Origin of the sequence: Amycolatopsis sp. TNS106 (genome assembly GCF_019330265.1) — a bacterium.
Taxonomy (GTDB): domain Bacteria; phylum Actinomycetota; class Actinomycetes; order Mycobacteriales; family Pseudonocardiaceae; genus Amycolatopsis; species Amycolatopsis lurida.
In genome coordinates this window covers 813,775-838,081 of record NZ_CP024972.1, presented here as the reverse complement: position 1 = coordinate 838,081, position 24,307 = coordinate 813,775, and the positions used below count along the sequence as shown (strand labels likewise).

Annotated in this window: 21 protein-coding genes and 1 pseudogene; 8 read left to right on the top strand and 14 right to left on the bottom strand. The window is 68.4% G+C overall.

All coding sequences use genetic code 11. From position 1 onward, the window contains the following. Positions 1–41: 41 nt before the first annotated feature. The gene (locus tag CVV72_RS03955) at positions 42–2,861 is read right to left on the bottom strand and encodes an AAA family ATPase (RefSeq protein WP_255632498.1); all 2,820 of its coding nucleotides are present in this window, start codon (positions 2,859–2,861) and stop codon (positions 42–44) included. 385 nt (positions 2,862–3,246) lie between these two features. On the opposite strand from CVV72_RS03955, the gene CVV72_RS03950 reads away from it, so the two are divergent. Beyond that, a complete protein-coding gene (locus CVV72_RS03950) occupies positions 3,247–3,837 on the top strand; it encodes a papain-like cysteine protease family protein (protein ID WP_034316771.1) in 591 nt (196 codons plus the stop codon). A 4-nt stretch (positions 3,838–3,841) separates the two neighbouring features. Further along, positions 3,842–4,594, top strand: coding sequence for a hypothetical protein (locus tag CVV72_RS03945; RefSeq protein ID WP_219151078.1), 753 nt, complete (start codon positions 3,842–3,844; stop codon positions 4,592–4,594). Between the two features lie 43 nt (positions 4,595–4,637). On the opposite strand, the gene CVV72_RS03940 is transcribed toward CVV72_RS03945, so the two are convergent. From CVV72_RS03940 to CVV72_RS03930, 3 genes are read right to left on the bottom strand one after another with little or no spacing between them, the layout of a single operon-like run. Further along, positions 4,638–6,122, bottom strand: coding sequence for an NAD(P)/FAD-dependent oxidoreductase (locus tag CVV72_RS03940; protein WP_219151077.1), 1,485 nt, complete (start codon positions 6,120–6,122; stop codon positions 4,638–4,640). Continuing rightward, the gene (locus CVV72_RS03935) at positions 6,119–6,967 is read right to left on the bottom strand and encodes an SDR family oxidoreductase (RefSeq protein WP_219151076.1); all 849 of its coding nucleotides are present in this window, start codon (positions 6,965–6,967) and stop codon (positions 6,119–6,121) included. Before CVV72_RS03935 ends, CVV72_RS03940 begins: the two co-directional genes overlap by 4 nt. Continuing rightward, the gene (locus CVV72_RS03930; RefSeq protein ID WP_255632497.1) at positions 6,964–7,899 is read right to left on the bottom strand and encodes a patatin-like phospholipase family protein; all 936 of its coding nucleotides are present in this window, start codon (positions 7,897–7,899) and stop codon (positions 6,964–6,966) included. Before CVV72_RS03930 ends, CVV72_RS03935 begins: the two co-directional genes overlap by 4 nt. Before the next feature lie 48 nt (positions 7,900–7,947). Here CVV72_RS03930 and CVV72_RS03925 point away from each other — a divergent pair, with 48 nt between their 5' ends. Next, positions 7,948–8,583 carry a TetR/AcrR family transcriptional regulator gene (locus tag CVV72_RS03925; RefSeq protein ID WP_219151075.1) on the top strand — a complete coding sequence of 212 codons (636 nt, stop codon included), beginning with the start codon at positions 7,948–7,950 and terminating at the stop codon, positions 8,581–8,583. A 137-nt stretch (positions 8,584–8,720) separates the two neighbouring features. On the opposite strand, the gene CVV72_RS03920 is transcribed toward CVV72_RS03925, so the two are convergent. From CVV72_RS03920 to CVV72_RS03900, 5 genes are all read right to left on the bottom strand, one after another. After that, positions 8,721–9,674, bottom strand: coding sequence for a helix-turn-helix transcriptional regulator (locus CVV72_RS03920; RefSeq protein ID WP_219151074.1), 954 nt, complete (start codon positions 9,672–9,674; stop codon positions 8,721–8,723). A gap of 94 nt (positions 9,675–9,768) precedes the next feature. Continuing rightward, positions 9,769–10,590, bottom strand: a complete 822-nt coding sequence (locus tag CVV72_RS03915) for a CoA ester lyase (protein WP_219151073.1) — start codon at positions 10,588–10,590, stop codon at positions 9,769–9,771. Further along, entirely contained in the window at positions 10,587–11,360 is a 774-nt protein-coding gene (locus CVV72_RS03910) for a mesaconyl-C4 CoA hydratase (RefSeq protein ID WP_219151072.1), read from the bottom strand. The genes CVV72_RS03915 and CVV72_RS03910 overlap by 4 nt, the downstream gene beginning before the upstream one ends. Further along, positions 11,357–12,511 carry a CaiB/BaiF CoA-transferase family protein gene (locus CVV72_RS03905; protein ID WP_219151071.1) on the bottom strand — a complete coding sequence of 385 codons (1,155 nt, stop codon included), beginning with the start codon at positions 12,509–12,511 and terminating at the stop codon, positions 11,357–11,359. Before CVV72_RS03905 ends, CVV72_RS03910 begins: the two co-directional genes overlap by 4 nt. 17 nt (positions 12,512–12,528) lie before the next feature. After that, a complete protein-coding gene (locus tag CVV72_RS03900) occupies positions 12,529–13,677 on the bottom strand; it encodes an acyl-CoA dehydrogenase family protein (RefSeq protein ID WP_219151070.1) in 1,149 nt (382 codons plus the stop codon). 86 nt (positions 13,678–13,763) lie between these two features. Between CVV72_RS03900 and CVV72_RS03895 the strand changes: the two genes are divergently transcribed. From CVV72_RS03895 to CVV72_RS03885, 3 genes are all read left to right on the top strand, one after another. Further along, on the top strand, positions 13,764–14,711 hold the full coding sequence (locus tag CVV72_RS03895) for a LysR family transcriptional regulator (protein ID WP_219151069.1): 948 nt from the start codon (positions 13,764–13,766) through the stop codon (positions 14,709–14,711). Further along, positions 14,708–15,484: an alpha/beta fold hydrolase gene (locus CVV72_RS03890; RefSeq protein WP_219151068.1), complete on the top strand. Its 777-nt coding sequence runs from the start codon at positions 14,708–14,710 to the stop codon at positions 15,482–15,484. The genes CVV72_RS03895 and CVV72_RS03890 overlap by 4 nt, the downstream gene beginning before the upstream one ends. A gap of 64 nt (positions 15,485–15,548) precedes the next feature. Beyond that, complete coding sequence (locus tag CVV72_RS03885; RefSeq protein WP_219151067.1) at positions 15,549–16,898, top strand: MFS transporter; 1,350 nt, start codon at positions 15,549–15,551, stop codon at positions 16,896–16,898. An 87-nt stretch (positions 16,899–16,985) separates the two neighbouring features. On the opposite strand, the gene CVV72_RS03880 is transcribed toward CVV72_RS03885, so the two are convergent. Continuing rightward, positions 16,986–17,495 carry a GNAT family N-acetyltransferase gene (locus CVV72_RS03880; protein WP_219151066.1) on the bottom strand — a complete coding sequence of 170 codons (510 nt, stop codon included), beginning with the start codon at positions 17,493–17,495 and terminating at the stop codon, positions 16,986–16,988. A gap of 142 nt (positions 17,496–17,637) precedes the next feature. On the opposite strand from CVV72_RS03880, the pseudogene CVV72_RS03875 reads away from it, so the two are divergent. Then, a pseudogene (locus CVV72_RS03875) lies at positions 17,638–17,987 on the top strand (transposase family protein); the annotation flags it as partial. Between the two features lie 239 nt (positions 17,988–18,226). On the opposite strand, the gene CVV72_RS03870 reads toward CVV72_RS03875, so the two are convergent. The 3 genes from CVV72_RS03870 to CVV72_RS03860 all read right to left on the bottom strand — a co-directional run bounded on the left by CVV72_RS03870 (position 18,227) and on the right by CVV72_RS03860 (position 22,655). Then, the gene (locus CVV72_RS03870) at positions 18,227–19,507 is read right to left on the bottom strand and encodes an IS256 family transposase (RefSeq protein WP_370641858.1); all 1,281 of its coding nucleotides are present in this window, start codon (positions 19,505–19,507) and stop codon (positions 18,227–18,229) included. 702 nt (positions 19,508–20,209) lie between these two features. Beyond that, positions 20,210–21,445 (bottom strand): HNH endonuclease signature motif containing protein, encoded by a 1,236-nt coding sequence (locus CVV72_RS03865; RefSeq protein ID WP_255632496.1) that lies wholly within the window; start codon positions 21,443–21,445, stop codon positions 20,210–20,212. Between the two features lie 157 nt (positions 21,446–21,602). Beyond that, the gene (locus CVV72_RS03860; RefSeq protein WP_219151064.1) at positions 21,603–22,655 is read right to left on the bottom strand and encodes an NAD(P)/FAD-dependent oxidoreductase; all 1,053 of its coding nucleotides are present in this window, start codon (positions 22,653–22,655) and stop codon (positions 21,603–21,605) included. A gap of 81 nt (positions 22,656–22,736) precedes the next feature. Between CVV72_RS03860 and CVV72_RS03855 the strand changes: the two genes are divergently transcribed. Next, positions 22,737–23,300: a TetR/AcrR family transcriptional regulator gene (locus tag CVV72_RS03855; RefSeq protein WP_219151063.1), complete on the top strand. Its 564-nt coding sequence runs from the start codon at positions 22,737–22,739 to the stop codon at positions 23,298–23,300. Here the strand turns inward: CVV72_RS03855 and CVV72_RS03850 are convergent. Next, positions 23,297–24,298: a TerC/Alx family metal homeostasis membrane protein gene (locus tag CVV72_RS03850; RefSeq protein WP_219153806.1), complete on the bottom strand. Its 1,002-nt coding sequence runs from the start codon at positions 24,296–24,298 to the stop codon at positions 23,297–23,299. The two genes, CVV72_RS03855 and CVV72_RS03850, sit on opposite strands and share 4 nt — an antisense overlap. Positions 24,299–24,307: the final 9 nt, after the last annotated feature.

Sequence of the window (24,307 nt, the reverse complement as noted above, 5' to 3'; positions counted from 1 at the left end):
TTTCTCTCCGGCGTACCCAGCGAATCAGCGAATACGGGCACTTAGGGAATGTCGCTGAGCAGGTCCTCGGTCAGGACGGTGCGCGAAGGCAGGCCCAATTTCCGGAGCGCCCGTCCGACGTGGATCTCGACCGTCCTCGGCGACAGGAACAGCCGCTCGCCGATCTCCCGGTTCGTGAGGTTCCGGGCGGCGAGCCGGGCGACTTCGAGTTCCCTGGGCGACAACGCTTCGCCGTATCCCTTGCGGCCGCGCCGCGGCATCTCCGGATCGCATCGCCGCAGCGAACGACGGCAGCGGAGCGCGTCCACGGCCGCGCCGAGCCTCGCGTACGTCGTCTCAGCGGTGGTGAAGGACGCGACGGCCCGCGCCCGCTCCCCGGCTTCGGAGAAACATCCGGCCGCGAGCTCGCCGGCATAGGCGGCGAAATACGGGAGAGGCAGCGCGCTGTAGGCCTGCGCGGCACCGAGCAGCAGGTCACCGGCGGCGAGCGTTTCGCCACGCGCCTCGGTGAGCATGCCCCGGCACAGCAGCGCCGACGCGTTCGCGACCGGGGCGTCCTTGCCGTCGATCCCCTGCCGGTACTCCGCGAGGAGTTCCCGCGCCTCGACGTGCTGTCCCAGCCCGAGCATGGTGCGCACGGCGAACGGCATCAGTTCGGCCGCCCAGACCCAATTGTTCTTGCGGCGCACGGTCTCCAGGCCGAACTCGGCGAGGCGCCTCGCCGCCTGGAGGTCCTTGCCCGCCTGATGGACCGCCACGCGGCCCGCGTACGCCGAAGCCTGCACCGGGACGCTGCCCGCGGAAAGCGCGAACGCCGCGTCGAAACTGCGCAGTGCCGCCGTCGGCCGGTGCTGCCCGTACTCGTACCAGCCGAGCACCAGCAGCGGCTCGGCCGCCAGTGAACCGTCCTTGTCGACCCGCGTCAGCATCGCCCGCGCCTTCTCCGCGACGCTCGCCCACTCCCCCATCGCGAGATCCAGCCGCAGTTCCGTGCCGTCGGCCAGCGCGTCGAGATAGGGCTGGTGGTCGTCACGGATCAGTCGCCGCGCCGTCGTCAGATAGGCCCGCGCCACCGGGAAATGCCCGTTCCACGCCACCGCGTCGGCCAGGTTGATGTAGGTGCGGGCCACCTGGCGGCAGACCTCGGCCGACTCCGGAGCCCGTGGCAGGTCGGCGACGTCGTCCCAGGCCTCCGGATCGGCGATCTGCATCCGCGCCGAAAGCCGGTTCGCGGCGATCGCGGCCAGCAGCCCGGCGTCGTGTTCCCCCTTGCTCACCTGTTCGGCCTCGTCGAGCCAGCGGAAGTTCTCCTCCACCGGGACGGTGCCGATATGCGGGAGCGCCAAGGTGACCAGCCCCCTGGCGAGCAGCGCCTGGCGTCTGCCGAGGTCGGCCGCGCCGAGTTCGATCTCGAGCCTGCCCGCTTCGACCTTGCCGACCTGGTTGATCAGCACCTGCCCGAGATGGACCCGGATCTCGCCCCGCGCGGCCTTGCTCAGCGGCCATTCACGCAGGATCTCCCGCAGCAGCCGGACCGTACCGGCGTGCGCGATACTGCGCGGCAGTTCCCTGCCGAGCCGGACGGCGAACGATTCGCGCGCGGTCCGTGGGAGCTCCGTGTCCCGCAGAGCCGCTTCGAGCAGGCGGCTCGCTTCCTCCGTCCGGCCGTCTTCGATGGCGTTGTCGACCGCCACACCCGTCCACTGTGTCCACGCGGCGATGTCGCCTGCCAGCCGCGCGTGACGGGCGATGAGGGACGCGAAAGGTTCGGCACTAGCGGCTAGCCGGGCTGCGGCCCGTCCGTGCATCGCGCATCGCTGAGGTCCGGCAAGCAACGCGTAGACCGCTTCGGCGATCAGCGGGCTCCCCGGGACATAGCGGCCACGGCCGAGATCCCGCAGCAGTCCCGCCTCCACCGCTTCGGTGATCGCGCCGGAGATCGCCCCGGGCGAAGGTGCCGCGACCGCGTCCAGCTCCGGTTCGCCGGCGGGCGATCCCAGCACCGCGGCCGCGCGGACGACGTCTTGCGCGGCCGGGCCGAGGGCCGTCATCAGGCCGGACACCCGGCTTCGCACGAGCGGCGGCACGGTCGCCGACGCCAGTCTGTCCGCCGTAAGCGCCTCGGCCGTGTCGCCGATGCTCTGGACCAGAGCCGTCAGGTCGACGGCGATCCCGGACGTGCGCCGGTGCGCGGCTTCGGCGAAATCCGGCGCGCAGCGGCCGAAGGTCGCGTCCACCAGCATCCGCACCTGGACCTCGGTGAACGCGGCGAGCGAGAAATGCGCGGCGGTCTCGCACAGCGGAGAGAATCGCCGCGGTCCGCACGCGGCCGCGCTCACCACCACGCTCAGCGATGGCGCCGGGGACGCCGCGAGCCCGCGCAGGAACTCCCACGTGTCGTCGTCGGCGAAGTGGACGTCGTCGAGTACCAGTACCGCCGGACCGCTGCCGGTCAGCACTTCGCGCACGGCGCGGAACTCCTGCTGCCGGACGGTCTCGGCGTCCGCGTTCTCCGGAAAGGGCGGCAACCACGGGGACCATTCGGGGAGCAGTCGTCGCAGGACCCCTGTCACCGGCGAGAAACCGGCCGCGTGGGCGGCGGCGACGTCGCTCTTCCCGAGCAACGCGTCGACCAGCGGTGCCAGCCGGCCCGGCCGGGTGAAGGACCCGCACCGGGCGGACCAGACCACCCGCGACGCGATCCCGGGATGGGCGGCCAGTTCTCGGAGCAGACGGCTGCGGCCCACACCCGGCTCGCCCTCGACGACGGCGACCGACGGCGGGCGCGAGGCGACGCGCACCAGTTCGGCCAGTTCGGTGTCGCGGGCCACGAACACCGGTGCCGCACCGATCGTCGGCATGCTCGGGACCATACCGATCGGACACCCGCCGAAAGGCGGGAACACGAACAGTGACCGGGGTGCGCGTGCTTTCCGCTGGTCCACACCACGGGAGTCACGACCCCTCCGCGCCGTTAACTCGAACGGGCGACGCCGACCTGCGGTGACGGCGGCACTCGCTTCGGCAATACGGACCCTTAGGTATTGCCGCGAACCTTGCCACGAGGCCACCAGAGGGTGAATCTCAGACTATTCGCAGTGCCCCTCTGTCACCTCGCCACAGCGCACGTCCCCTGCTCGCGCCGGTCGGTCACCCAGTCGGGTAGCCGAAGTCCCCACCTGTCCCTTACGGGTAGCCGCCCGCGCTTGCTTCGCGTTCGACCATCCAGTTAGGAGTGTTCCCACGGTGAAGACCTCATTCAGGCGCGGGCTGGCCACCGCCTTCGCCGGTGTCGCCGCGTTGGTCGCCTTGCAGGCGCCCGCTTCCGCGGCACCCGCCGTCACGGCGGCCACCACGATCCCGATCAGGATGCAGGCACAGGAGAAGAGCAACTGGTGCTGGGACGCCAGTGGCAACACGATCGCCGCGTGGTGGGGGCACTCCCTCACCCAGACGAAGTTCTGCCAGATCGCGCACAACGAATCCGGAACGGACTGCGCGAACAACCAGGGCTACCTGAGCGATCAGCAGCGGGTGTTCCGCTGGCTGGGGTTCAGCAACGTCGGCACCTACAGTTCGTCCGGCCAGACGCTGAGCTTCGCCTCCATCAAGAGCCAGGTCGACGCGCGGCAGCCGATCGGCACCCGGATCGGCTGGCGCAACGGCGGCGGGCACATGCACGTGCTCTACGGCTACGACAACACCAATGGCGCGACGACGGTGTACTACGGCGACCCGTGGGGCTCGAGCCCCCGCTACAACCAGATGAGCTATAACGCCTACCGGTCCAACAACTCGTTCACCTGGACCCACACCGTCTACGGGATCAAGGACTGAAACCATGAAGCGAACCTTCCTCGGCGCCACGATCCTCGCCCTCGGACTGTCACTGGCGCTCGGCGGCCAGGCCTCCGCCGCCGACGCACCCAGCGGCGCGCCCACCGCCGCCGACCTCGCCGCAGTGTCCACAGTGGTCACCAGCGATGCGACCACGCAACGGCTCGCCAAGGCGCAATTCCCCGGCGCGGCCAAGGCGGACACGGCCGTCGCCGCCAGGACCGCCAAGGCCGATCCGCGGACACCGGTCGCGGTCTACCAGCCGACCGCGGCCTTCATCGCCGGTACTTCCTCCGTCCCGGCCGAACTCGCCTATGTCGCCACCCCCGCCACCCTGGGCAACGGCGACGCCGCGACCGTGTGGTCGCAGCGCGAGGGCTCGGGCTGGTCGGTCTACAACGTCGCCTCGGGTGACGTCGAAAAGCGCCTCGCGGCGAAGGCCGGCAAGGGTTACCTCCTGAGCGAACCTCAGGCGGGCGCCTGGTACGCCGTCGACGGGGACACCGTGACCGTCCTCGATGGCTCGTCGGTGGCGAAGACCGGCGAGACGATGACCCTCGCCGCCTACCGCGAGGCCCTGCAGAACCGTTACGGCGACAAGCTGCCCGGCTCGACCTACGACCGCACCGGTGCCGCCGGTGGTTACGGCGCCACTCCGGTGGGCGACACCGAGGTGCCGTGGTGGCCGTATGCGCTCGGCGCGGTCTTCCTCGCCGCCGCGGGCGCGGCCGTGACTCTGCGGCTCCGCAGGCAGTAAACGTCTCGTGAGTGGTAAGGACGGTTCTAACCGTCCTTACCACTCACGAGCTGAAGGTGTAGTCCTCAAGCGGGAAGCTCCCGGCCTCCTTGATGGCGTTCAGCGTGGAGGAGGGGCGGAGCAGCGTCGCCTCCCCGTGCGGGTTGAAGTAGTAGCTGTTCGCCGGAGCGCAGTTCCCGAGCGTGAAGATCGAGTCGCCGAGGCGTTCCGTCATCCGGTCGAGGAACGCGTCATTGGCCTCCTGCGTGACCTCGAACTCGGTGGCGCCGCGCCGCCGCATGGCGCCGAAGAGCCGGTCCATATGCCGCATCTGTGTCTCGATGGTGGTGAAATAGGACAGTCCCGAGTAGGAATACGGGCTGTTGAGCGAGATGAAGTTGGGGAACTTGGGGATCGCCACCCCCTCGTAGGCCTGGAAACGGTTCTCCCGCCACCATTTCCCGAGGTTCCGGCCGTCGCGCCCGATGATCTCGATCGCCGGGAAGTTCGCCTCCCACAGGTCGAATCCGGTCGCCAGCACCAGGACGTCGATTTCCCGGCGCGCTCCGTCGGCGGTCTCGATCCCGGTTTCGTCGATCTTCGCGATCGAAGTCGTCTCCAGGTGCACGTGGTCCTTGGTGAAGGCCGGGTAGTACTCGTTGGAGAACGTCGGACGCTTGCAGCCGAACGAATACCGCGGCGTCAGTTCCGCGCGCAGCCGCGGATCCCGTACCTGACGGCGCAGATGCGCCTGGCACCACAGCTTGCCGAGCCGGTTCGCCATCGGCAGTTGTTTGTAGTGCAGGACACCGGACACCATCATCAGTTCCAGCAGCGCGGTACCGGTCAGCCGGGCGGCCCGCTGGGTGAGCGGGACCGCGGCGAACGCGCGCCGGACCGCCTTGGGCACCGGGAAGTCGAGTTTGGGGCTCACCCAGATCGGCGTCCGCTGGTACACGGTGAGCTCACGCGCGGTCTTCGCGATCTCGGGGATCAGCTGGACCGCGGTCGCGCCGGTGCCGATCACCGCGACGCGCTTGCCCGCGAGGTCATACTCGTCGTCCCAGGCGGTGGTGTGGATGACCTTGCCGCCGAACGTGTCGATCCCGGCGATATCGGGTTTCTTCGGCTGGGAAAGGAATCCCGTCGCGGTGAGAAGATACTTGGCGGTGACCGGCGCGCCCTCGGCGAGCGAGACCGTCCAGTGCGCGTTCGCCTCGTCCCAGACCGCGCCGGTGACCACCGACCCGAACCGCATGTAGCGCCTCAGCCGGTATTTGTCCGCGACGTGCTCGGCGTACCGCTTGAGTTCCGCGCCGGGCGCGAAGAGCCGCGACCAGTGCGGATTCGGCTCGAACGAATACGAGTAGGTGGCCGACGGGATGTCGACGGCCAGCCCGGGATAGCGGTTCACATGCCAGGTGCCGCCGATACCGGACTCGCGTTCGAGGATGAGCAGGTTGTCGTAGCCGAGCCGGTTCAGCTGGATCGCCGCGCCCATCCCGCCGAAACCGGCCCCGACGACGACGGCGTCGTACTGCGCGTTCATGCGTTTTCCTCCCGGTGGGTGTCCTGGTCGAGGCGGGCGCGGTAGCCGTCCCGCTCCGGTGAATCGGGCCGCAGGGCGCGGTCGTCGCGAACCAGCCGCCGGACCGCGTTGAGCGCCGGTTCGGGTGTCACGGCCGCGAGAGTGGCGAGCGCACCGACGTAGCCGGGCACCGCGATCTCCGCCGCGCGGGTGCGGACGGAAGCCACGACGGCGTCGGCGATCCGGCCCGGTTTCACCTTGGGGATCGGCCGCATGTCGAGCCCCGAAGCGAGGGCTGTGTCGACCGCCGACGGCAGCACGGCGGAGACGCTCACGCCGTGCGGCGCGTACTCCAGCCGGGTCGCCGCGGTCAGCCCGACGACGGCGAACTTGCTGGCGTTGTAGATCGCCAGCCCTTTGACGGGGAACTTCCCGGCCAGCGAGGCGACGTTGACGATGTGGCCGCGGCCCCGCTCCAGCATGCCGGGCAGGGCCAGCCGCATACCGTGGACGACGCCGAAGACGTTGACCTCCATGGTCGCCCGGTTCAGCGCGGCGGAGAGGTCGAGGAAACCGCCGTTGGGCATGATCCCGGCGTTGTTGACGAGCACCGCGAGCGGCCCGTTCGCCTGCTCGGCATCACCGAGGAAGGTGGCGAACGAGGCCGGATCGGCGACGTCCAAGAGGTGCGCGGTGCCACCGACGTCGGCCGCGGTCCGTTCCGCGGCTTCCAGGTCGAGATCGCCGATCGACACGCGCGCGCCGAGCGCGGCCATGCGCTCCGCCGTCGCGCGGCCGATGCCCTGCCCCGCACCGGTGATCGCCACGTGCGCGCCGTCGAGATCGAGCTCCGGGTACTTGCTCACGCGCGCACTCCTTCTCGTTCGAAGGCGTCGGCGACCAGGCCCGGCGCCGTCCTCAGCGCCGTGGCGAGCACGTGCTCGCGTCGCCGTCCGTCCATGAAGTTGGCACCCATGGCGGCGAGATCGGCGGGCCCCGGTTCGATCCGGACCACCCGGACACCTGCCGCGCGCAGCCGCCTTGTCTCGTCGTCGACACGTCTGGTCATCGCCGTCCGCAGCAGGCGCTCGAACCGGGCCGGACCGCGTGCCGGCGCCCCGCCCTCGCTGCTCATCGGCGCGATGAGCACGACCTCGCCGACGTCCTGCCCGAGCAGGAAGTCGGCCGACGTCGGCGAGACCGTGCCCCCGTCCACCAGCGGCCGTCCGTCCACGATGGACGGCGGGAACCAACCGGGGATCGCCCACGACGCGGCGATCGCCTCACCGAGGCGCGCGGGCGGCGCTCCCGGGGAGCCGAGCGCGATCCGCTTTCCCGTCAGGTCCGCGGCCATCAGCCAGGTCGCGGGATGCGGGACCCAGCCGCCGGGCGCCAGCGCGTCACCGAGTTCGCGCAGCCAGCCGGCGTCTCCCCCGCCGCGCGGCAGAAGACCCGCGAGACCGGCGAGCGGGTCGACGTCCCGGCGCAGCGCGGCCCGAACCAGTCCGGTGGCGGGCCAGCGCGGAGACGGCACCGGCGGAAACCTGCCCGGCACCCGCGCTACATGCGCGGCGACGACAGCGTCTCCACCGGGCGCGCCGGCGACCGCGTCGAGGATCGCCTTCGCCGGGATGCCCGCCCCGAGCATGGCCACCGCCTCGGCCCCCGCCGACGTCCCGACCAGGACCTTCGCCTCGCGGGGATCCCAGCCGAGCGCGTCGAGGACCGCGGCGGTCCAGGCGAATCCCAGGGTCCCGCCGCAGCCGAGCACCAGCGCTCTCGCGGAATGACGTGTCATTTCCGGAACGGTATGTCATTTGTCCGCGCCGGGCAATAAGCTGGCGGGATGACGACGGAGACCCCGGTCAGCAGGGCCGCACGGAAGAAGCAGGAACTACGGCGCGAGATCGTGGAGACCGCGTTCGACTGCTTCGCCGAACGCGGCTACCACGCGACGGGGATCGCCGACATCGCCGCCCGGCTGGGCATCGGGCACGGCACCTTCTACCGGTACTTCCAGAACAAACGGGACATCGTCGACCACGTCATCACTGACCTGGTCGAGAAGGTGGTCGGCGCGCTGGCCGCGGACAACGCGCCGGACGCGGTCAGCAGCCTCGCCGAGTACCGCAAGCAGAGCGCCCGGATCGGCGACGCGCTCGCCCGGATCTTCGGCAGCGACCCGCGGATGGCCCGGTTCCTCCTGCTCGAAGCGGCGGGTATCGACGCCGAGATGCGGGAGCGGGTGCTGGACTTCTACGAGACCGCCGCCGAGCTGACCGCCGGTTACCTGCGGCACGGCGTCCGCCTCGGCTATCTGCACGAGGACCTGGACATCGACTCCACCGCCCGCGCGATCAACGGGATGATCCTCGCGTCGATCCTGTCCGAGCTGCGGGACCCGTCGCCGGAGCGGCAGGCCGCCATGAGCCGCGCGGTCCGCCGGGTCATGTACGACGGGATCGCCGCGGCGCCCCGTTGAGGGAACCGGCCGGCCGGTTCGGTCTGACACACCGGTGAGCGGGGGCCGGGCCCACCGGTGGTCAGGATTCATGGAACAGGGTCCGCGCGCGCCGGGCCAGCGGCGAAAACGCACACTCGCACCGACGAAAACGAACTTCAGGGTCTCCGCAGAGTGCTGCCCGGGGATTCACCGAACGCGGCGCGGTACTGCGCGCTGAACCGGCTGCCGTCCAGGAACCCCCATTTCGCCGCGACCCTGGTGACCGTCGCACCGTCGCCGGGGACGGCGGCGCGGAGCTCCGCTCGCACCTGGTCCAGCCGGACCCGGCGCAGGTACGCCATGGGGGTGGTGTCCAGATGCCGCCGGAACGCCAGCTGCAGGGCACGCACCGAGACCCGGCAGGCGCGGGCGATGTCGGCGACACCGAGGTCGAGATCCGGATTCGTCTCCAAGAAAGTGATCCCGCGGCGCACAGTGGCCGGGAGCGTGTCCCGCCGGTCGCACGGGCGCCCCTCGCCTTCGCCCGTGGTGAAGGTGTCCAAGGCCATGGCCGCCATCAGCCGTCCCACCGCGCCGAGCACCAGCGGTCCGCTCTCGACCCCCGGTTCGGAGAACAGCCCGGCCACGTATTCGACCGTCTGGCACCATCGTCGTGCCTTCTCCGGACACACCGGTTCGAACCACAACCGCTCGATCGCGGCGCCGTCCTGCGCCGGGTCGGTCCCGGTGAACAAAGCCAGATCGATACCGGTGACCTGCAGCCGCGTACCGTGCATACGCGTCCGATAGTCGTGACCGGGATGCGGGCCGGCGAACACGTCCCCTGGACCGAGCCTGCGGTCGTTGATGCCGTCGTCGATCTCGATTTCACCGCCCAGCACCCGCAGCAGCACCATCCGGTCGAGCGGCTGGACGGCGACCTCCGTGGTCAGCGTGTTGTGCAGGAAATCGATGTGCACATCCCCGAGATCACAGCGGTTGTGCTCGAACCGGTAGTTTTCGACGCTGCCCCGGACCCGTAACCGGTTGTCGCGGTACGCCTCGGCGATCAGGGCACACGCCTGCTCCGGATCGGTGGTCGCGAACTCCGTCAGTACCGGTTCGTGCATGGGACCACGCCTTCTTTCCGTTCGCCCGTAACGAAAAGTCCGCCGGCCGGAACGCTACCGCCACTCGGCGGGCGCTACCAGGGCCAGATCGGCGTCATCCGGCCGGCCGGAACGGGCCACCCGCGCGATCGAGGATGGCCCTGGCCCTTGCTTCGACCGGTTTGTCGACCATCTGACCGCACGCCACGGCCACCGAACCGTCGCCGGCGTGCGCGAGCACGTCCCGCGCCCACTCGATCTCGCTGTCGGACGGGGCCAGCCCGTGATTCGCGGCGGCGACTTGGCGCGGGTGCACGCAGAGCTTCCCGGTGAACCCCAGGGTCTTGGCGTGGCCGATATCCGCGGCGAGCGCGGCCTGGTCGTCGAGCGCCGTGGTGACACCGTCGATCGGGGCCGCCCTGCCCGCGGCGGCCGCGGCGACGACGAGGGCCGACCGCGCGTACCGCAACGCCTCGTGCGACCGGTGGTCGACCCCGAGCTGCGCGGCCAGGTCCACGCTGCCGAAGGCGGGCCGCACCACCGCGTCCGCCCGGCAGACCTCCACCGCGCCGGCGATCCCGGCCGCGGTTTCCACCAGCGGGAGGATCGGGACACCCGGCAGCCGCCCGGCGAGGGAATCGATCTCCGCACGGTTCTCGGCTTTGGGCAGCATCACCGCGAACGCGCGTCCGATACTCGCGACATCCTCGTGGTACCAGGCGGTTCCGGCGGCGTTCAGCCGGACGACCGCCTGATGGCCTTCCGCCAGCCACGCCCGGACGTGCGCACGGGCGGCCTCTTTCCGATCGGGCGCGACGGCGTCCTCCAGGTCGAGGATGACGACGTCGGCACCGCTCGCCTCAGCCTTGGCGAACCGGTCCGGCCGGTGTCCGGGAACGAACAGGAAGGTCTTCGCGCTTCTCAGGAGATCGTTCATCGGCGGAGGCTCCGTACCGTTCCGGTCGCCGTCCGCCGTCCGTGGCGATCACGCACCGCGGTGCCCGTGTCCTCCGCTCGCACGATCATGCCCTGATGGTCGAACAGGGGCGAGACGAGCCGATAGTCGAAGGCCAGCCTCCCACCACTCCCCCGCCTCCGGGCTGCTTCGGCCATCGCGAGCGCCTGCAACGGGCCGTGGGTGAGCAGCCCCGGGTAACCCTCGACGTCGCGGGCGTAATCGCGGTCGTAATGGATGCGGTGAGCGTTGTAGGTCAGTGCCGAGAAGCGGAACAACAGTGTCGGTGACACGTCGATCTCCCATTCTTCGTCGGCCACCGGCACTTCCGGTTCCTCGACGGGCGCGTCGGCCTGCCTGGAAGCGGCGTCGCGGTAGACGATGTCCTGCTCCTCTTCGACCACGACCTCACCACCCTGGACGATCTTGTGGCCCGTCACGACGAAGGTCAGGCGGCCGGTGCGGCCTTGTTTCTCCTGGGTGGAAAGCACTTCCGTCCGCCGTTCGGCGGGCAGTCCGCACCGCAGCGGGCCGAGCGTCCGCACCCGCCCGCCCGCCCACATCCGGCGGCGTCCCGGCTCCGTGCCACGGAGCGGATGCCCGTCCGGCCCCAGGTCGGCCTGCGCCGGCCGGTCCAGCAGGTAGAACCAGTGCCACAGCAAGGGCAGGCCGTCGCGGTCCAGATCCGGCGACTCGACGTCGAGCAGCGACGCCAGCGCCTCCGCGGGGCCGGGCTGCAGGACTTCCTTCACGTTCGCACCTCCTGGCGGGCACCGAACTCGGCCCGGATCGACTCGTTGTGCGCCCCCAGCGCGGGCACCGGCCCCATGACCGGTTCCCGGCCCGCGACTTCGACCGGCGGAAGCAACGCCTCCAGCGGTCCGGCGGGGGTTTCCACCGCACGCCAACGATTCCTCGCGGCCAGCTGCGGATGGCGGGTGAACTGCTCCGGAGTCCGCAACCGGGCGTTGGCGATCCCGGCGCGCTCCAGCAGGTCCCCGACCTCGTCCGCGGTCAGGCCGCTGAAGGTCTCCTCCAGGATCGCCGTGAGTTCGCCGTCGTTGCCGACGCGGTCGTCGTTGCTCCGGAAGCGCGGATCTTCGACCAGCGCCTCCTGTCCCAGGACATCCCGGCACAGCACGGTCCACTCGCGTTCACTTTGGACACTCAGGAAGATTCTGTCGTCACCGGTGCGGTACGGGCCGTACGGCGAAATCGACGGATGCGCCGCCGCCGTGCGCCGTGGCGGCTCCTGGCCGTAGCGGGAGAAATAGGCGGGCTGGCTCATCCATTCGCCGAGCGAGTCGATCATCGCGACGTGCAGGCTCGCTCCCTCGCCGGTGCGCTCGCGGTCGTACAGCGCGGTGAGGATGCCGCTGTGGGCGTACATGCCGGTGGCGATGTCGGCGATCGAGATCCCCGCCTTGGCCGGTGTCTCCGGGGTTCCGGTGGACATCACGAGCCCGGTTTCGCACTGCACCAGCAGATCGTAGGCCTTCTTCGTCCGATATGGACCTTCCGGGCCGTAGCCGGAGATGGAACAGTGGATCAGTTCCGGACGTTCCGCGCGCAGCGTCCCGGCGTCGAGGCCGAGCCGGTCCACCGCGCCGGGCGCGAGGTTCTGGAGGAAGACGTCCGCCTTGCCGATCATCGCGCCGAGCAGCGCCCGGTCCGCCGGATCCTTGATGTCGAGTTCCACGCTTTCCTTGCCCCGGTTGAGCCAGACGAAGTAGCTCGACTGGCCGTGCACGGTCCGGTCGTAGCCGCGGGCGAAGTCGCCGACGCCGCGGCGTTCGATCTTGATGACACGCGCACCGAGGTCGGCGAGCTGCCGGGAGGCGAACGGAGCGGCGACGGCCTGTTCCAGCGCGACGACGGTGATTCCCTCTAGTGGTTGGCGCATACTGCCTTCCTCGGTGTTCAGGACGGGATGCGGTGCCGTTCGACCAGCTGGCGGGCGATCACGCCGCGCTGGATCTCGTTGGTGCCCTCGCCGACGATCATCAGTGGCGCGTCACGGAAGTACCGTTCGACGTCGAACTCCGTCGAGTAGCCGTAGCCGCCGTGGATGCGGACCGCGTCGAGCGCGATCTCCATCGCGGCCTCGGAGGCGAACAGTTTCGCCATCCCCGCCTCCAGGTCCGCGCGTTCGCCCGAGTCGTAGCGTCGCGCCGCGTGGTGCGTCAGCTGGCGGGCGGCCTCGAGTTTGGTCGCCATGTCCGCGAGATGGTTGCCGATCGACTGGTGCTGCCAGATCGGCTTGCCGAAGCTCTCGCGTTCCTGGGCGTAGCGCAGGGAATCCTCCAGCGCGGCCCGTCCGACGCCGAGTGCCCGGCAGGCGACCTGGATCCGGCCGATCTCCAGGCCGCGCATCATCTGACCGAATCCGCGTCCTTCCACCCCGCCGAGCAGGGCCGTCGCCGGCGCGCGGAAGTCGTCGAAGGAAAGCTCGCAGCTCTCGACACCTTTGTAACCGAGTTTGGGCAGATCCCGCGAGACCTCGAAACCCGGCCCTTTCTCCACCAGCAGGACGGAGATCCCCTTGTGCGCCGGTTCGGCGGCGGGGTCGGTCTTGCACAGCAACGCGACCAGCTGGGACCGGCGCGCGTTGGTGATCCACGTCTTGCTGCCGTTGACCACGTACTCGTCGCCCTCGCGCCGCGCCGTGGTGCGGAGTGCCTGCAGATCCGAGCCGCCACCGGGTTCCGTGAGCGCCATCGTCGCGCGGATCTCACCGGTCGCCAGCTTCGGCAGGTAGGCGTTCTTCTGCTCCTGAGTGCCATATGTGGCAAGGAGTTTCACGACGACGGTATGGCCGCCCATCGCGCCGGCGAGGCTCATCCAGCCACGCGCCAGCTCCTCCGTCACCAACGCGTAGCACTGGGCGGAGACCTGAGTCTCGCCCCAAGGCTCGGGCACGGCGAGCCCGAAGACACCCATCGCCTTCATCTGGTCGATGAGTTTCCCGGGATAGGTGTTCGCGTGGTCGAGCTCCCGCGCGACGGGCCGGACCTCGCGATCCACGAACCCGGCCACGAGCGCGACGATCTCGGTCTCTTCCTCGGTCATGTGGTTATCATGAGCGATGATGTGACGGTCTGTGAAATACCGAATCATGATGGTCGCATACCGGACCGCGATGAGCAGGAGCGAAGGTGGACTTCAAGCAGCTCAAGGCGTTGGTGACCGTCGCCGAGGTCGGCAGCGTGACCCGCGCGGCCGAGCTGCTGCACCTGGTCCAGCCCGCCGTCACCCGGCAGATCCGTACCCTGGAACAGGAACTCGGGGTGCCGTTGTTCGAACGGACCCGCCACGGGATGCGCCCCACCGAGGCGGGCGCGACGCTCGTCGAACGTGCCCGGCGGGCGCTCACCGAACTCGACCGGGCCCGGGCCGAGCTGGCCCCGCAACCCGGCGTGGTCACCGGGATCGTCACGGTCGGCCTGCTGGAGAGCGCCGCGGAACGGCTCGCCGCGCCGCTGACGACGGAAGTGCTCCGCGAGCATCCGGGCATCGAACTGCGGCTGCTCACCGCGTACTCCGGGCACCTCCAGCGGTGGATCGACGACGGCGACGTCGACCTGAGCCTGCTCTACAACTTGACCAGTACGCCGTCGCTCAACGTCCGTCCGCTGGTCCGGGAACGGCTGTGGGCGGTCGCTCCCCCGTCGGCCGGGCTCGATCCCGCGCAGCCCGTCCCGTTCGCCGAAGTGGCCGCGCATCCGCTGGTGATGCCCTCCGAGGGTCACGCGCTTCGCACTCTCATCGACGGCGCGGCCCGCGAGGCGGACGCCGAGGCGGAGGTCACCGTGCAGACCAACGCCATGACACTGCAGAAACGTCTCGTGCTCGGCGGGCACGGCTGGACGATCCTGCCCGGCATCGGCATCGCGGCGGACGTGTCCGACGGCGTGCTGAGCGCTGCTCCGGTATGTGAACCGGAGATCTGGCGCACCGTCGTCCTCGGTACGCCCAGGACGGGTCGCGTCACGCCCGCCGTCGACGCCGTCGCGCGGGCGCTCGTCCGGCAGATCCACCGGACCGTGCGGGAGGGCGAATGGCCCTCGGCACGGCTCTGGGAAGACCGAACAGGAGAAGAATGAGCACGCTCACCGGCAACGCCGTCGCCGCCGACGGCACCCGGCTGGCCTACCAGTGGCACGGCACGGGCAGGCCGCTCGTACTGCTGGCCGGGCAGGCGAACGACCATACGTGGTGGGATCGCACGCGCGGGGACTTCCCGAGCACGATCACCATGGACTACCGCGGTACGGGCGGCAGCGACGCGCCCGATTCCGCTTATTCCACACCGGGTTTCGCGGACGACGTGCTCGCGGTCCTCGACGAACTCGGCGTCGGCGAGGCCGATGTCTACGGCACCTCGATGGGCGGGCGCGTCGCCCAGTGGGTCGCCGCGCGGTATCCCGATCGGGTGCGGCGGCTCGTGCTCGGCTGCACCTCGCCGGGCGGCACGCACGGGGTCGAGCGGTCGAACGACGTGCGGCTGGCCCTGGCGCGGCGGTCCTCCGCGGAAGCGCGGGAGACGCTGGAGGATCTGATGTACACCCCCGCCTGGCGTGCGGCCAATCCCGGTCCGTACCGGGTATTGGGCGCACACGGCATGCCGCCGCACGCGGTGCGCGGGCATCTGGTCGCGAGCAACACGCACGACGCCTGGGAGGTGCTTCCGGAGATCACCGCGCCCACCCTGGTCCTGCACGGTGACGACGATCTGCTCGCACCCGTGGCGAACGCGCCGTTGTTGACGGACCGGATTCCCGACGCGCGGATGAGTCTCTTCGCCGGGGCGCGCCATGCCTACTTCGACGAGTGCCGTCCCGAATCGAGCGATCTGGTGAACGACTTCCTCGGGTAGACCATGCCGACCGGGTATGTGCCCATCGCGGATTTCTATTTCTCAACCGCAGGGATCACAGCTCATGATGGTCGGCGTTCCCGGAGCGAAGGAGCTTCCCTTGCCGCACAAGAAACCCGGTGTCGTCGCGAACGTGGTCCGCGGGTGCCTCGGCAACCTGGTCGAGTGGTATGACTGGTTCGTCTACGCCTCGTTCAGCATCTACTTCGCGGCCAGCTTCTTCCCCGAGGGAAATCTGACGGCCCAGTTGCTCTCGACCGCCGTCGTGTTCGCCGTCGGCTTTCTGATGCGCCCGCTCGGAGGCTGGCTTCTCGGCCTCTACGCGGACAAGTTCGGCCGCCGGGCCGCGCTGACCCTGTCCGTGACGCTGATGAGCTTCGGCTCGCTGGCCATCGCCCTTACTCCCGGCTATGCGTCGATCGGCATCCTCGCGCCCGTGATCCTCGTGGTCGCCAGGCTCGCGCAAGGTCTCTCGGTGGGCGGTGAGTTCGGTTCGAGCGCGACCTATCTGTCCGAGATCGCCACTCCTCGGCGACGCGGTTTCTACTCGAGTTTCCAGTACGTCTCGATCACCGTCGGGCAGCTTTCGGCCCTGCTGGTGATGATCGTGATGCAGTCGCTGCTCACCGAAGCGCAGATGTACGCGTGGGGCTGGCGGGTGCCGTTCGTGCTCGGCGCGATCGCCGGACTCGTGGTGATGTACCTCCGCCGCACCATGATGGAATCGGAACACTTCCAGCGCTCCGCGACTACAGGCTCGCCTTCCCGTGGCGGACTGCGGGTCCTGCTGCGCGAACACCGCCGCCAGGTTCTCGCCGTTCTCGGCCTCGCCATCGGCGGCACGGTGGCGTTCTACACCTTCACCAGCTACCTGCAGAAATACATGGTGAACACGGCGGGCATCCCCAAGCCGACCGCCTCACTCATCGGCTTCGCCGCCCTGTTCCTGTTCATCTTCATGCAGCCCGTCGCCGGCGCCCTTTCCGACCGCTGGGGCCGCCGCCCGGTCATGTTCGGCTTCTCCGTCGGCGGCATGGTGCTGACCGTGCCGATCATGACGCTCGTGGGCAGGACGGGGAATCCGTGGGTCGCCTTCCTGCTCATGATCACCGCCATGATCTTCCTCAGCGGCTACACCGCTTTGTCGGCCATCATCAAGGCGGAAATGTTCCCCACCCACGTCCGCGCGCTGGGAGTCGGACTGCCGCACGCCCTGGCGACCGCCGTCTTCGGCGGGCTTGCGGAACCGATCGCGCTGGCCTTGAAGCAGGCCGGACACGAGAGCGTGTTCTTCTGGTGGGTCACCGGCTGCATCGCGCTGACGTTCGTGGCGACTCTGGTGGTGCGGGAACCTTCGCGTGACTCTTCCCTGGAGATGGGCGAGGCGCCTGCGCGGGATTCCGTGGCGAGGTGATCGGGACTGGGTTGGTGTTGCGCGGTCTTCGAGGGCTTGTCCTGGCGACTCCGGTGTTGCCGAACTCCCCAAGATTGGGAGGAGTGCTCAGGGTGTTCCGGGACGATGCTCTGAGCGGAGCAGACCGTAGACGAGCACATCGACATACTCGCCGTGTTGGAAGGACCTGCCGCGCATGACCCCTTCCCGGCGGAACCCCAGGCGTTCGAGGGCTTTCTGCTCGCCGAGGTTACCGCCATTGGTGAGGGCTTCGATCCTGTTCGCAGTCGTGCGGCCGAACAGGTAGTCCACGAGCAGCCTCTGCGCCACCGTGCCTACCCCCTGTCCACGATGCTCGGGTAGCACCCCCACGCCGATCTCGTAGGTGACACCCGACGGGAAGCCGCGGGGCTTCCAGGTGGCGATGCCGTTAACCGTGTCGTCGGCCCGCGCGATCGCAACCGCCGCGGACTCGGCGGAGATGTACCCGTCGATCTCCCATCGCTTGCGGCGTGCCCTCGGATCACCGAATCCGGGCCACTCGAACTCGCCGAGCGCATCGGGATCCGTGCAGAGGCGGTCGAGAAAGGCGAGGTCGGCCTCGGTGAACGCCCTCAAGCGGACTTTGTCCGGGCGGTTCGCTGGAGTCATGAAGCCAGTATCGCGCCCGGGTGCTGAATGTGGTGAAGCTCCTGACAGAGGAGTTCACGACCAAGATCGCTCGCTCGACCAGGAGCTACGCCATGCTTGGCCACCCATCCGAGAACGAGGTACTCGGTGGCGCGGGCCACCGGTGCACCGTCAGGTACTGCTCGTGCTCGCGCACCTGCGCGGCGGGGATACCTGCCGCCAGTTTCGGGATCGGCGTGGCCACTGCCTCTCGCTACATCCGCGAAGCAGTCGACCCACTTGCCGCGCTCGCGCCCAAGTCGGCCGACGCGATCCGGCAGGCCCGGCGGATCTCCTTGGTGGATCCTGGACGGCACGCTCCTGCCGATCGACCGGATCGCCGCCGGCATCCGCTGCTGGGCTGACAAGGGCTACCGCGGCGCCGACGGCACCGTGCGTGTGCCCTACCGGGGGCGGTGGGCGAATCTCTCCGCAGGCCAGCCGCTCACATACCCGGATCCGGGCCGATGCAGACCACCCGGATCGCCAGCCTGGTCAAGCCGTGACGGTCCTTCACGATGTCGCCAGGACGGGAAGTTGAAAAGGGCTCCGTGACCGAATTTCGGCAACGGCAGTTGCGGGGTTTCTCCAACTGGAAGATTGTGGCGCTCTGGGTACCGCAGGACCGACAGGGCCCTGTCATGATTTCCGTGTAAGCCACGGATGATTGTGTGGTTATTTTAGTGGATTGGTAGGCGGTCGGGGAAGAGTACGACGAGGGTGTTGAGTGCTTGTTTCCATCCCCAGGTTCCGGTTCCTGATGGTCCTCCGCGGTGGCTGGTGATGTTTCGGAGTCCGAGGTAGAGGAGTTTCATGGCGGCGGCGTCGCTGTCGAAGTGGCCGCGGTTCTTGGTGAGTTTCCGGAGCTGGAAGTTGATGTTCTCGATCAGGTTTGTCGTGTAGACAACTCGGCGTAGCTCGGCTGGATAGTCCAGGAATGGGGTGAATTCGTTCCATGCGTGCTGCCAGACTTGGACTGCGGCGGGGTATTGGGTGCCGAATTCTTTGTCGAAGTTCTTGAGTGCGATCTCGGCGGCCTCGAGCGTGGGTGCGGTGTAAATGGATCGCATTCCGGCGGCGACTTTCTTGCGGTCACCGTAGGAGACGAACCGCATCGCGTTTCTGATCACGTGGACCACGCATGTTTGGACCACGGTGTCGGGAAAGACGCCGCGGATCGCGTCAGGCAGTCCGGTCAGCCCGTCGCAGCAGGCGATCAGGATGTCCCGCAGGCCCCGGTTGCGCAGGTCGGTGACGACCTTGGCCCAGAACTTCGCGGCTTCGCTGTCGGCGATCCACAAGCCGAGGGCATGCTTGCGGCCTTCGACGTCCACGCCGACGGCCAGGTGGGCGACCTTCGTGGTCACCACGCCCTTGTCCTTGATCCGCAGGCGGATGCCGTCGACGTAGAGAATCGGGTAGACCTCGTCCAGCGGACGCGTCTGCCACAGTGTGATCTCGTCGGCGACCACCTCGGTGACATTGGAAATCAGTTCCCGTGAGGCGTTCACGCCATAAACTTCATGAAGGTGTGATTCAATATCACGGGTCGTCATTCCACGGAAATACAGCGACAGGATCACCTCGTCGATATTCCCGAGGCGACGCGCGCGTTTCGGCACGATCGCCGGTTCGAACGAACCGTTCCGATCGCGGGGCACCGCCAGCTCGACCGGCCCGTTGGTTGTGGACACCGTTTTCGTCGACCGGCCGTTTCGGGAGTTCCCGCTGCCGTTTCCGGCGGGATCTCCTTTCTCATACCCGAGATGATGGGTCATTTCGGTATCCAGCGCGCGTTCGAGTACAGCTTTCGTCATCTGATTCAGCAATTCCTGCACACCCAAAGAACCGCCGCTCGCGTGCGCTTCTTTGACCAGCGCGTCCAATACCCCCGGCGGAAGCGCTCCGGCAAGCACTTCAGCCGACGACGAGCCGGCCGGGCGTGATGTGTTCTCCGTCACAGAAAGGGCCTTCCTGGATCGCCAACGACGATCCGATCTTGGTCCATCCGCGGCTTACACGGTTGTCATGACACGGCCGTACCGCAGAACCGACAGCAGCGCACCCACTCTCGCAGAAGCCCACCCCACCCGGCCTGGGCATTGCCGAATTCCGGCAACGGCAGTTGCGGACTTTCCCCACCTGGAAGGTCGGGGCACTCTGGGCACCGCAGAACCGACAGCAGCGCACCCACTCTCGCAGAAGCCCACCCCACCCGGCCTGGGCATTGCCGAATTCCGGCAACGGCAGTTGCCGGGTTCCCCCGCCTGGAAGGTTGTGGCGCTCTGGGCACCCCAGAACCGTCAACAGTGCGCCGACTCTCGCAGAACCCCGCCCCACCAGCCCGGGCATTGCCGAATTCCGGCAACGGCAGTTGCGGACCTTCCCCACCTGGAAGGTCGGGGCACTCTGGGCACCGCAAAACCATCACCAGCGCACCCACTCTCACAGAACCCCACCCCACCAGCCCGGGCATTGCCGAATTTCGACGACAAGCGGTCACAGCAACTCCCCAACTGGAAGCGTGAGACCACAGCGACAGTCGCCGTGGCGCCGGTCCAGACGGAGCCTGTCCGCGCACTCAACCGTCGTCGTAGTTCGGTCACGGACTACGTCGAGCAGCGTCCTACGGCTGGCTCCATAGTCGTTTTTCGGCAATCGGTTCAGAACGGTGGTTCCTCGGCGCGGGGTTCGTGCAATGGCGGTGGCGTGCTGTCGTAGCTGTGCCCCGTAGGCGTGGTGATGGTGAGAGTGCCGTCCTCGGCCAGCCGGTAGATCCAGCCGGGTTCGTCCTTGAGCCGGTGGTCGCGGCGGCACAGGTCGACCAGCTCGGTATCGGCGGTGTGACCACCGTGCTGCCACGGCACCGAATGGTCGAGGTCGCAGGCTTGGGCGGGGCGGTGGCAGCCGGGTCTTCGGCATTCCCGGTCCCGCACCCGCACGAACTCACCCAACCCCGCCGTCGGCCGATACCGATCCCGACCCAAATCCAGAACCTGCCCCGACAAAGGGTCGGTGATGATCCGCCGCAACACCGTGTCCGGCCCGGACGCGATCCGCCGAGCCAGCGACGCCGGGATATGCCCATGCCCGGCCAACTCAGCCGGATCCTCGTTCACCCCGAGATAGGTATCCAAATCCATGTAGAGGAACACTTCGGACCGTTCGCTCTTGCCGCCCTGGCCGCCCAGCATGAGATCGAGGGCGATATCGGCGCGGAGTTGATCCAGGGTGCGGGTCTCCCCGCCCGTTTTGAGGGCGCGTGCTTCACGATCAATACGCGTGTAGGCGGCGGCCACTTTCTCGACGGGGCCGTCTTCGACCTCGATCGACGCCACCCCCGCCTCACCCTGCCGGATCGACAACCGCCGCCCCTCACGGTGCCGTTCCGCACGCCGGGCGGCACCCTCGCGGTCGGCCATCATCGCCGCGTGGTTCGCCGCTTTCCGGATCTGCTCGGAGTTCCGCCCCGGTAACCGGTCCTCCAGGACCTCGTCCACCGCGCGGGCGTCCTCGTCCGACAGCCACGCGGTGGCGGTAGCGACCTTCATCGCCCCATAACCGCCCACCAGGCCACGGTCCAGCAACCCCAGCGTCCGAGGCAACCGCGTGGTCAATGCCGCCGCCGTCGACACCAGACCGGCCGCGTGACCGTCCACAACGGACAGAGCGAACGCGACCTCCTGCACCACGCTCGACGCCCCGCCCCGGTGCCGGCTCAGCTGCGCCAACGCACGGAACCGGACCGCCTCCAACCGCGCGATTCCTTCCGATGCCGCGACGGCAGCGTCGACGGCATCGTTGTCCTCCAACGAATCCAGTGAAGCATTGACCTCCTTCAACACATCAGCAGCAGTGATTTCCTGGAGTAGCGCCACAATGGCGTTGCGTGTGTCCACACACAGAAGCTACAACCGACCACCGACAGTTTTCGAACTCAAGAGCGTTTCCTTTATATAGCAACAAAACGCAGTGCGGTTTAACCGGGTTTCAGCAGGGGATCTTCTCACGAAGGCCAGCAGCGCCGGACCATAAATATTTCCTTACACGCCAAAGCTAATCGACGTCGAGCAACCCCTGAGCACCATTCTCCAGCCGCCGCGCGACTTCCTCCCATCCCGGCACCATGGTCTTCTCGTAACGGGCGACACCCTCACCCAAGGAGCCGGAGTCAGCCAGCGCGAGGGCGAGTTCGCACGCGTCGACCATGGCCAGATTGACGCCGACGCCGAGCGGCGGCATCAGGTGGGCGGCATCGCCGAGCAAGGTCACCCCTGGCGTGTGCTCCCAAGCGTGCGGGACGGGCAGGACATACAACGGGCGGTCGACGTACGGGCCGTCGTTGTCGGTGATCATCCGTAACATCGACGGCGACCAGCCGGAGAACTCGGCGAGCAGCCGGCCGCGGACCTCCGAACTCGACCCGATCCAGTCCGACGGCAGCCGCTGGATGATGTAGACCCGGATGTGGTCTCCGCTGTTGCGCTGAGCGAAAAGGCACCGCTCGCCGTCGGCCGCCATCGCGCTGCCCTGGCCGACGAGTTCGGCGAGTTCGGGGTGCGCGTTCTCGACGTCGTCGAACCACGCCTCCAGGAAGGTGATCCCGGCGTATTCGGGTACGGCCGCCGAAACCGCCGGGCGGACCCGTGACCACGCGCCGTCGGCACCGATGACCAGTTCCGTCTCGACCGTCGTGCCGTCCGTGAACCGCAAGCGCCCAGGGGCCTCGACCCGGTCCAGCGTCGATCCCCAGTGGACGGTGCCCGGCTCCAGCGAGTCAAGCAGGAGCGCACGAAGCTGACCGCGGTCGATCTCGGGTTTGAACATCTCCCCTGCGGCGGGGACATGGTGCGCCAAGAGACGCCCAAGAGGATCCAGTTTGCGCATCTCCTGCCCTTCCGGGCGGGCGAGGGCGAGGAACTCGTCGAGCAGGCCGGCTTCGCGCAGGGCCAGCTGGCCGTCGTCCGCGTGAAGGTCGAGAGTGCCTCCCTGGTTGCGCGCCTGAGGATGCGGGTCTTTGTCGTAGACCGTCACAGGGACACCGTGTTTCTGCAGGATACGAGCGCAGGTCAGACCTCCAGGGCCCGCTCCGATGATGCTGATCGTCATGACCCCAGAAAAGCAGAACGAGTTAAAAAGTGCAATGAGTCAACTTAGTGACCGTGACAACCCATACGGTAGGGTGCGCTCATGGAGACACCGGGACGGCGCGAACGCAAGAAAGCGGCCACTCGCCAGGCCCTGGCGGACGCCGCGCTGAAGTTGTTCCTGGAGCGGGGTTACGACCAGGTGAGCATCCGCGACATCGCGGAGGCGGCCGACGTCTCGACGACGACGTTGTTCAAGCACTTCTCCGGCAAGGAGGCGCTGGTCTTCGACGAGTCCCAGGACCGCGAAGAACGCTTGGTCGCCGCCGTCCGGGAGCGGGCAGAGGGCCAGGGCATCGTCGAGGCGCTGCGTGAGTACGTGCTCGCCACCTGGCTTCCGCTCACGACGCATCCCCAGTACGCGGAGTTCACCGCGCTGGTGACCTCCACCCCCGCACTGCAGGAGTACGGCGAACGCATGTGGACCCGGCACGCCGCGGCTCTCGGCACCGCCATCGCCGAAGACACCGGCGCGGATTCCGACGACATCGCCTGCCACGCCCTCGCCCGCTTCGTGCTGGACATTCCGGCCCTCACCCGGGGCCGCCCGGACCCGCGGGAGGACGTCGAGCGGATCTTCGACCTCCTGGGACGAGGCTGGCGTTAATCCTCTTCGGAAGCGTGGCGGGATCCGCGCAGTGAACCCGGATGCGCCTTGGCGGACGGATCCTTGCGCGTCTTGAGCAGGCTCGCCACCGTCACCACGACCAGGATGCCGATGATCACCGACAGGCTGACCGGCGTCGAGATCTCCGGAACGCTCTCGTCGATGTCCACGTGTGCCCAGTGCAGGATCAGCTTGACCCCGATGAACCCGAGGATCACCGCGAGCCCGGCCGACAGGTACACCAGGCGATCGAGCAGGCCCTTCACCAGGAAGTACAGCGCCCGCAGGCCCAGCAGGGCGAAGGCGTTGGCCGCGAAGACCAGGTACGGCTCGTCGGTGACGCCGAAGACCGCGGGGATCGAGTCCAGCGCGAACAGCAGGTCGATCCCGCCGATCGCGAGCAGCACCACGACCAGCGGCGTGCCCACCCGCTTCCCGTCCACGCGGGTGACGAGTTTGCCGCCCTCGTATTCGGTGGACAGCGGCAGCAGACGGCGCGCGGTCCGCACCACCACGTTGTTCTCGACGTCCGGATCCTCGTCGCGATGCCGGAACAACTGGATGCCGGTGTAGATCAGCAGCAGCCCGAACAACAGGAACATGAAGGAGAACAAGGAAAGCAGCGTGGCGCCGAGCGCGATGAAGATCGCGCGCATGATCAGCGCGACGACGATGCCGAACGTGAGCACCTTGTGCTGATGTTCTTCGGGTACCGCGAAGGTGCTCATGATGATCACGAAGACGAAGAGGTTGTCGACCGACAGACTCTTCTCGACGATGTACCCCGCGAAGTACTGCTGCCCGAAGTCGCCACCGTGCGCGAGCGTCAGCCAGACACCGAACGCCACCGCGACCAGGATGTAGCCGACCGACCAGGCCACCGCCTCGCCGAAACCGACCTTGTGCGGCCGCACCGCCGCGAGGATGAGATCGAGTGCGAGGAGCCCGAGCACCAGCCCGATCGTGACGGTCCAGGTGAGGGCATCGATCTGGAGCATCCGCACCCT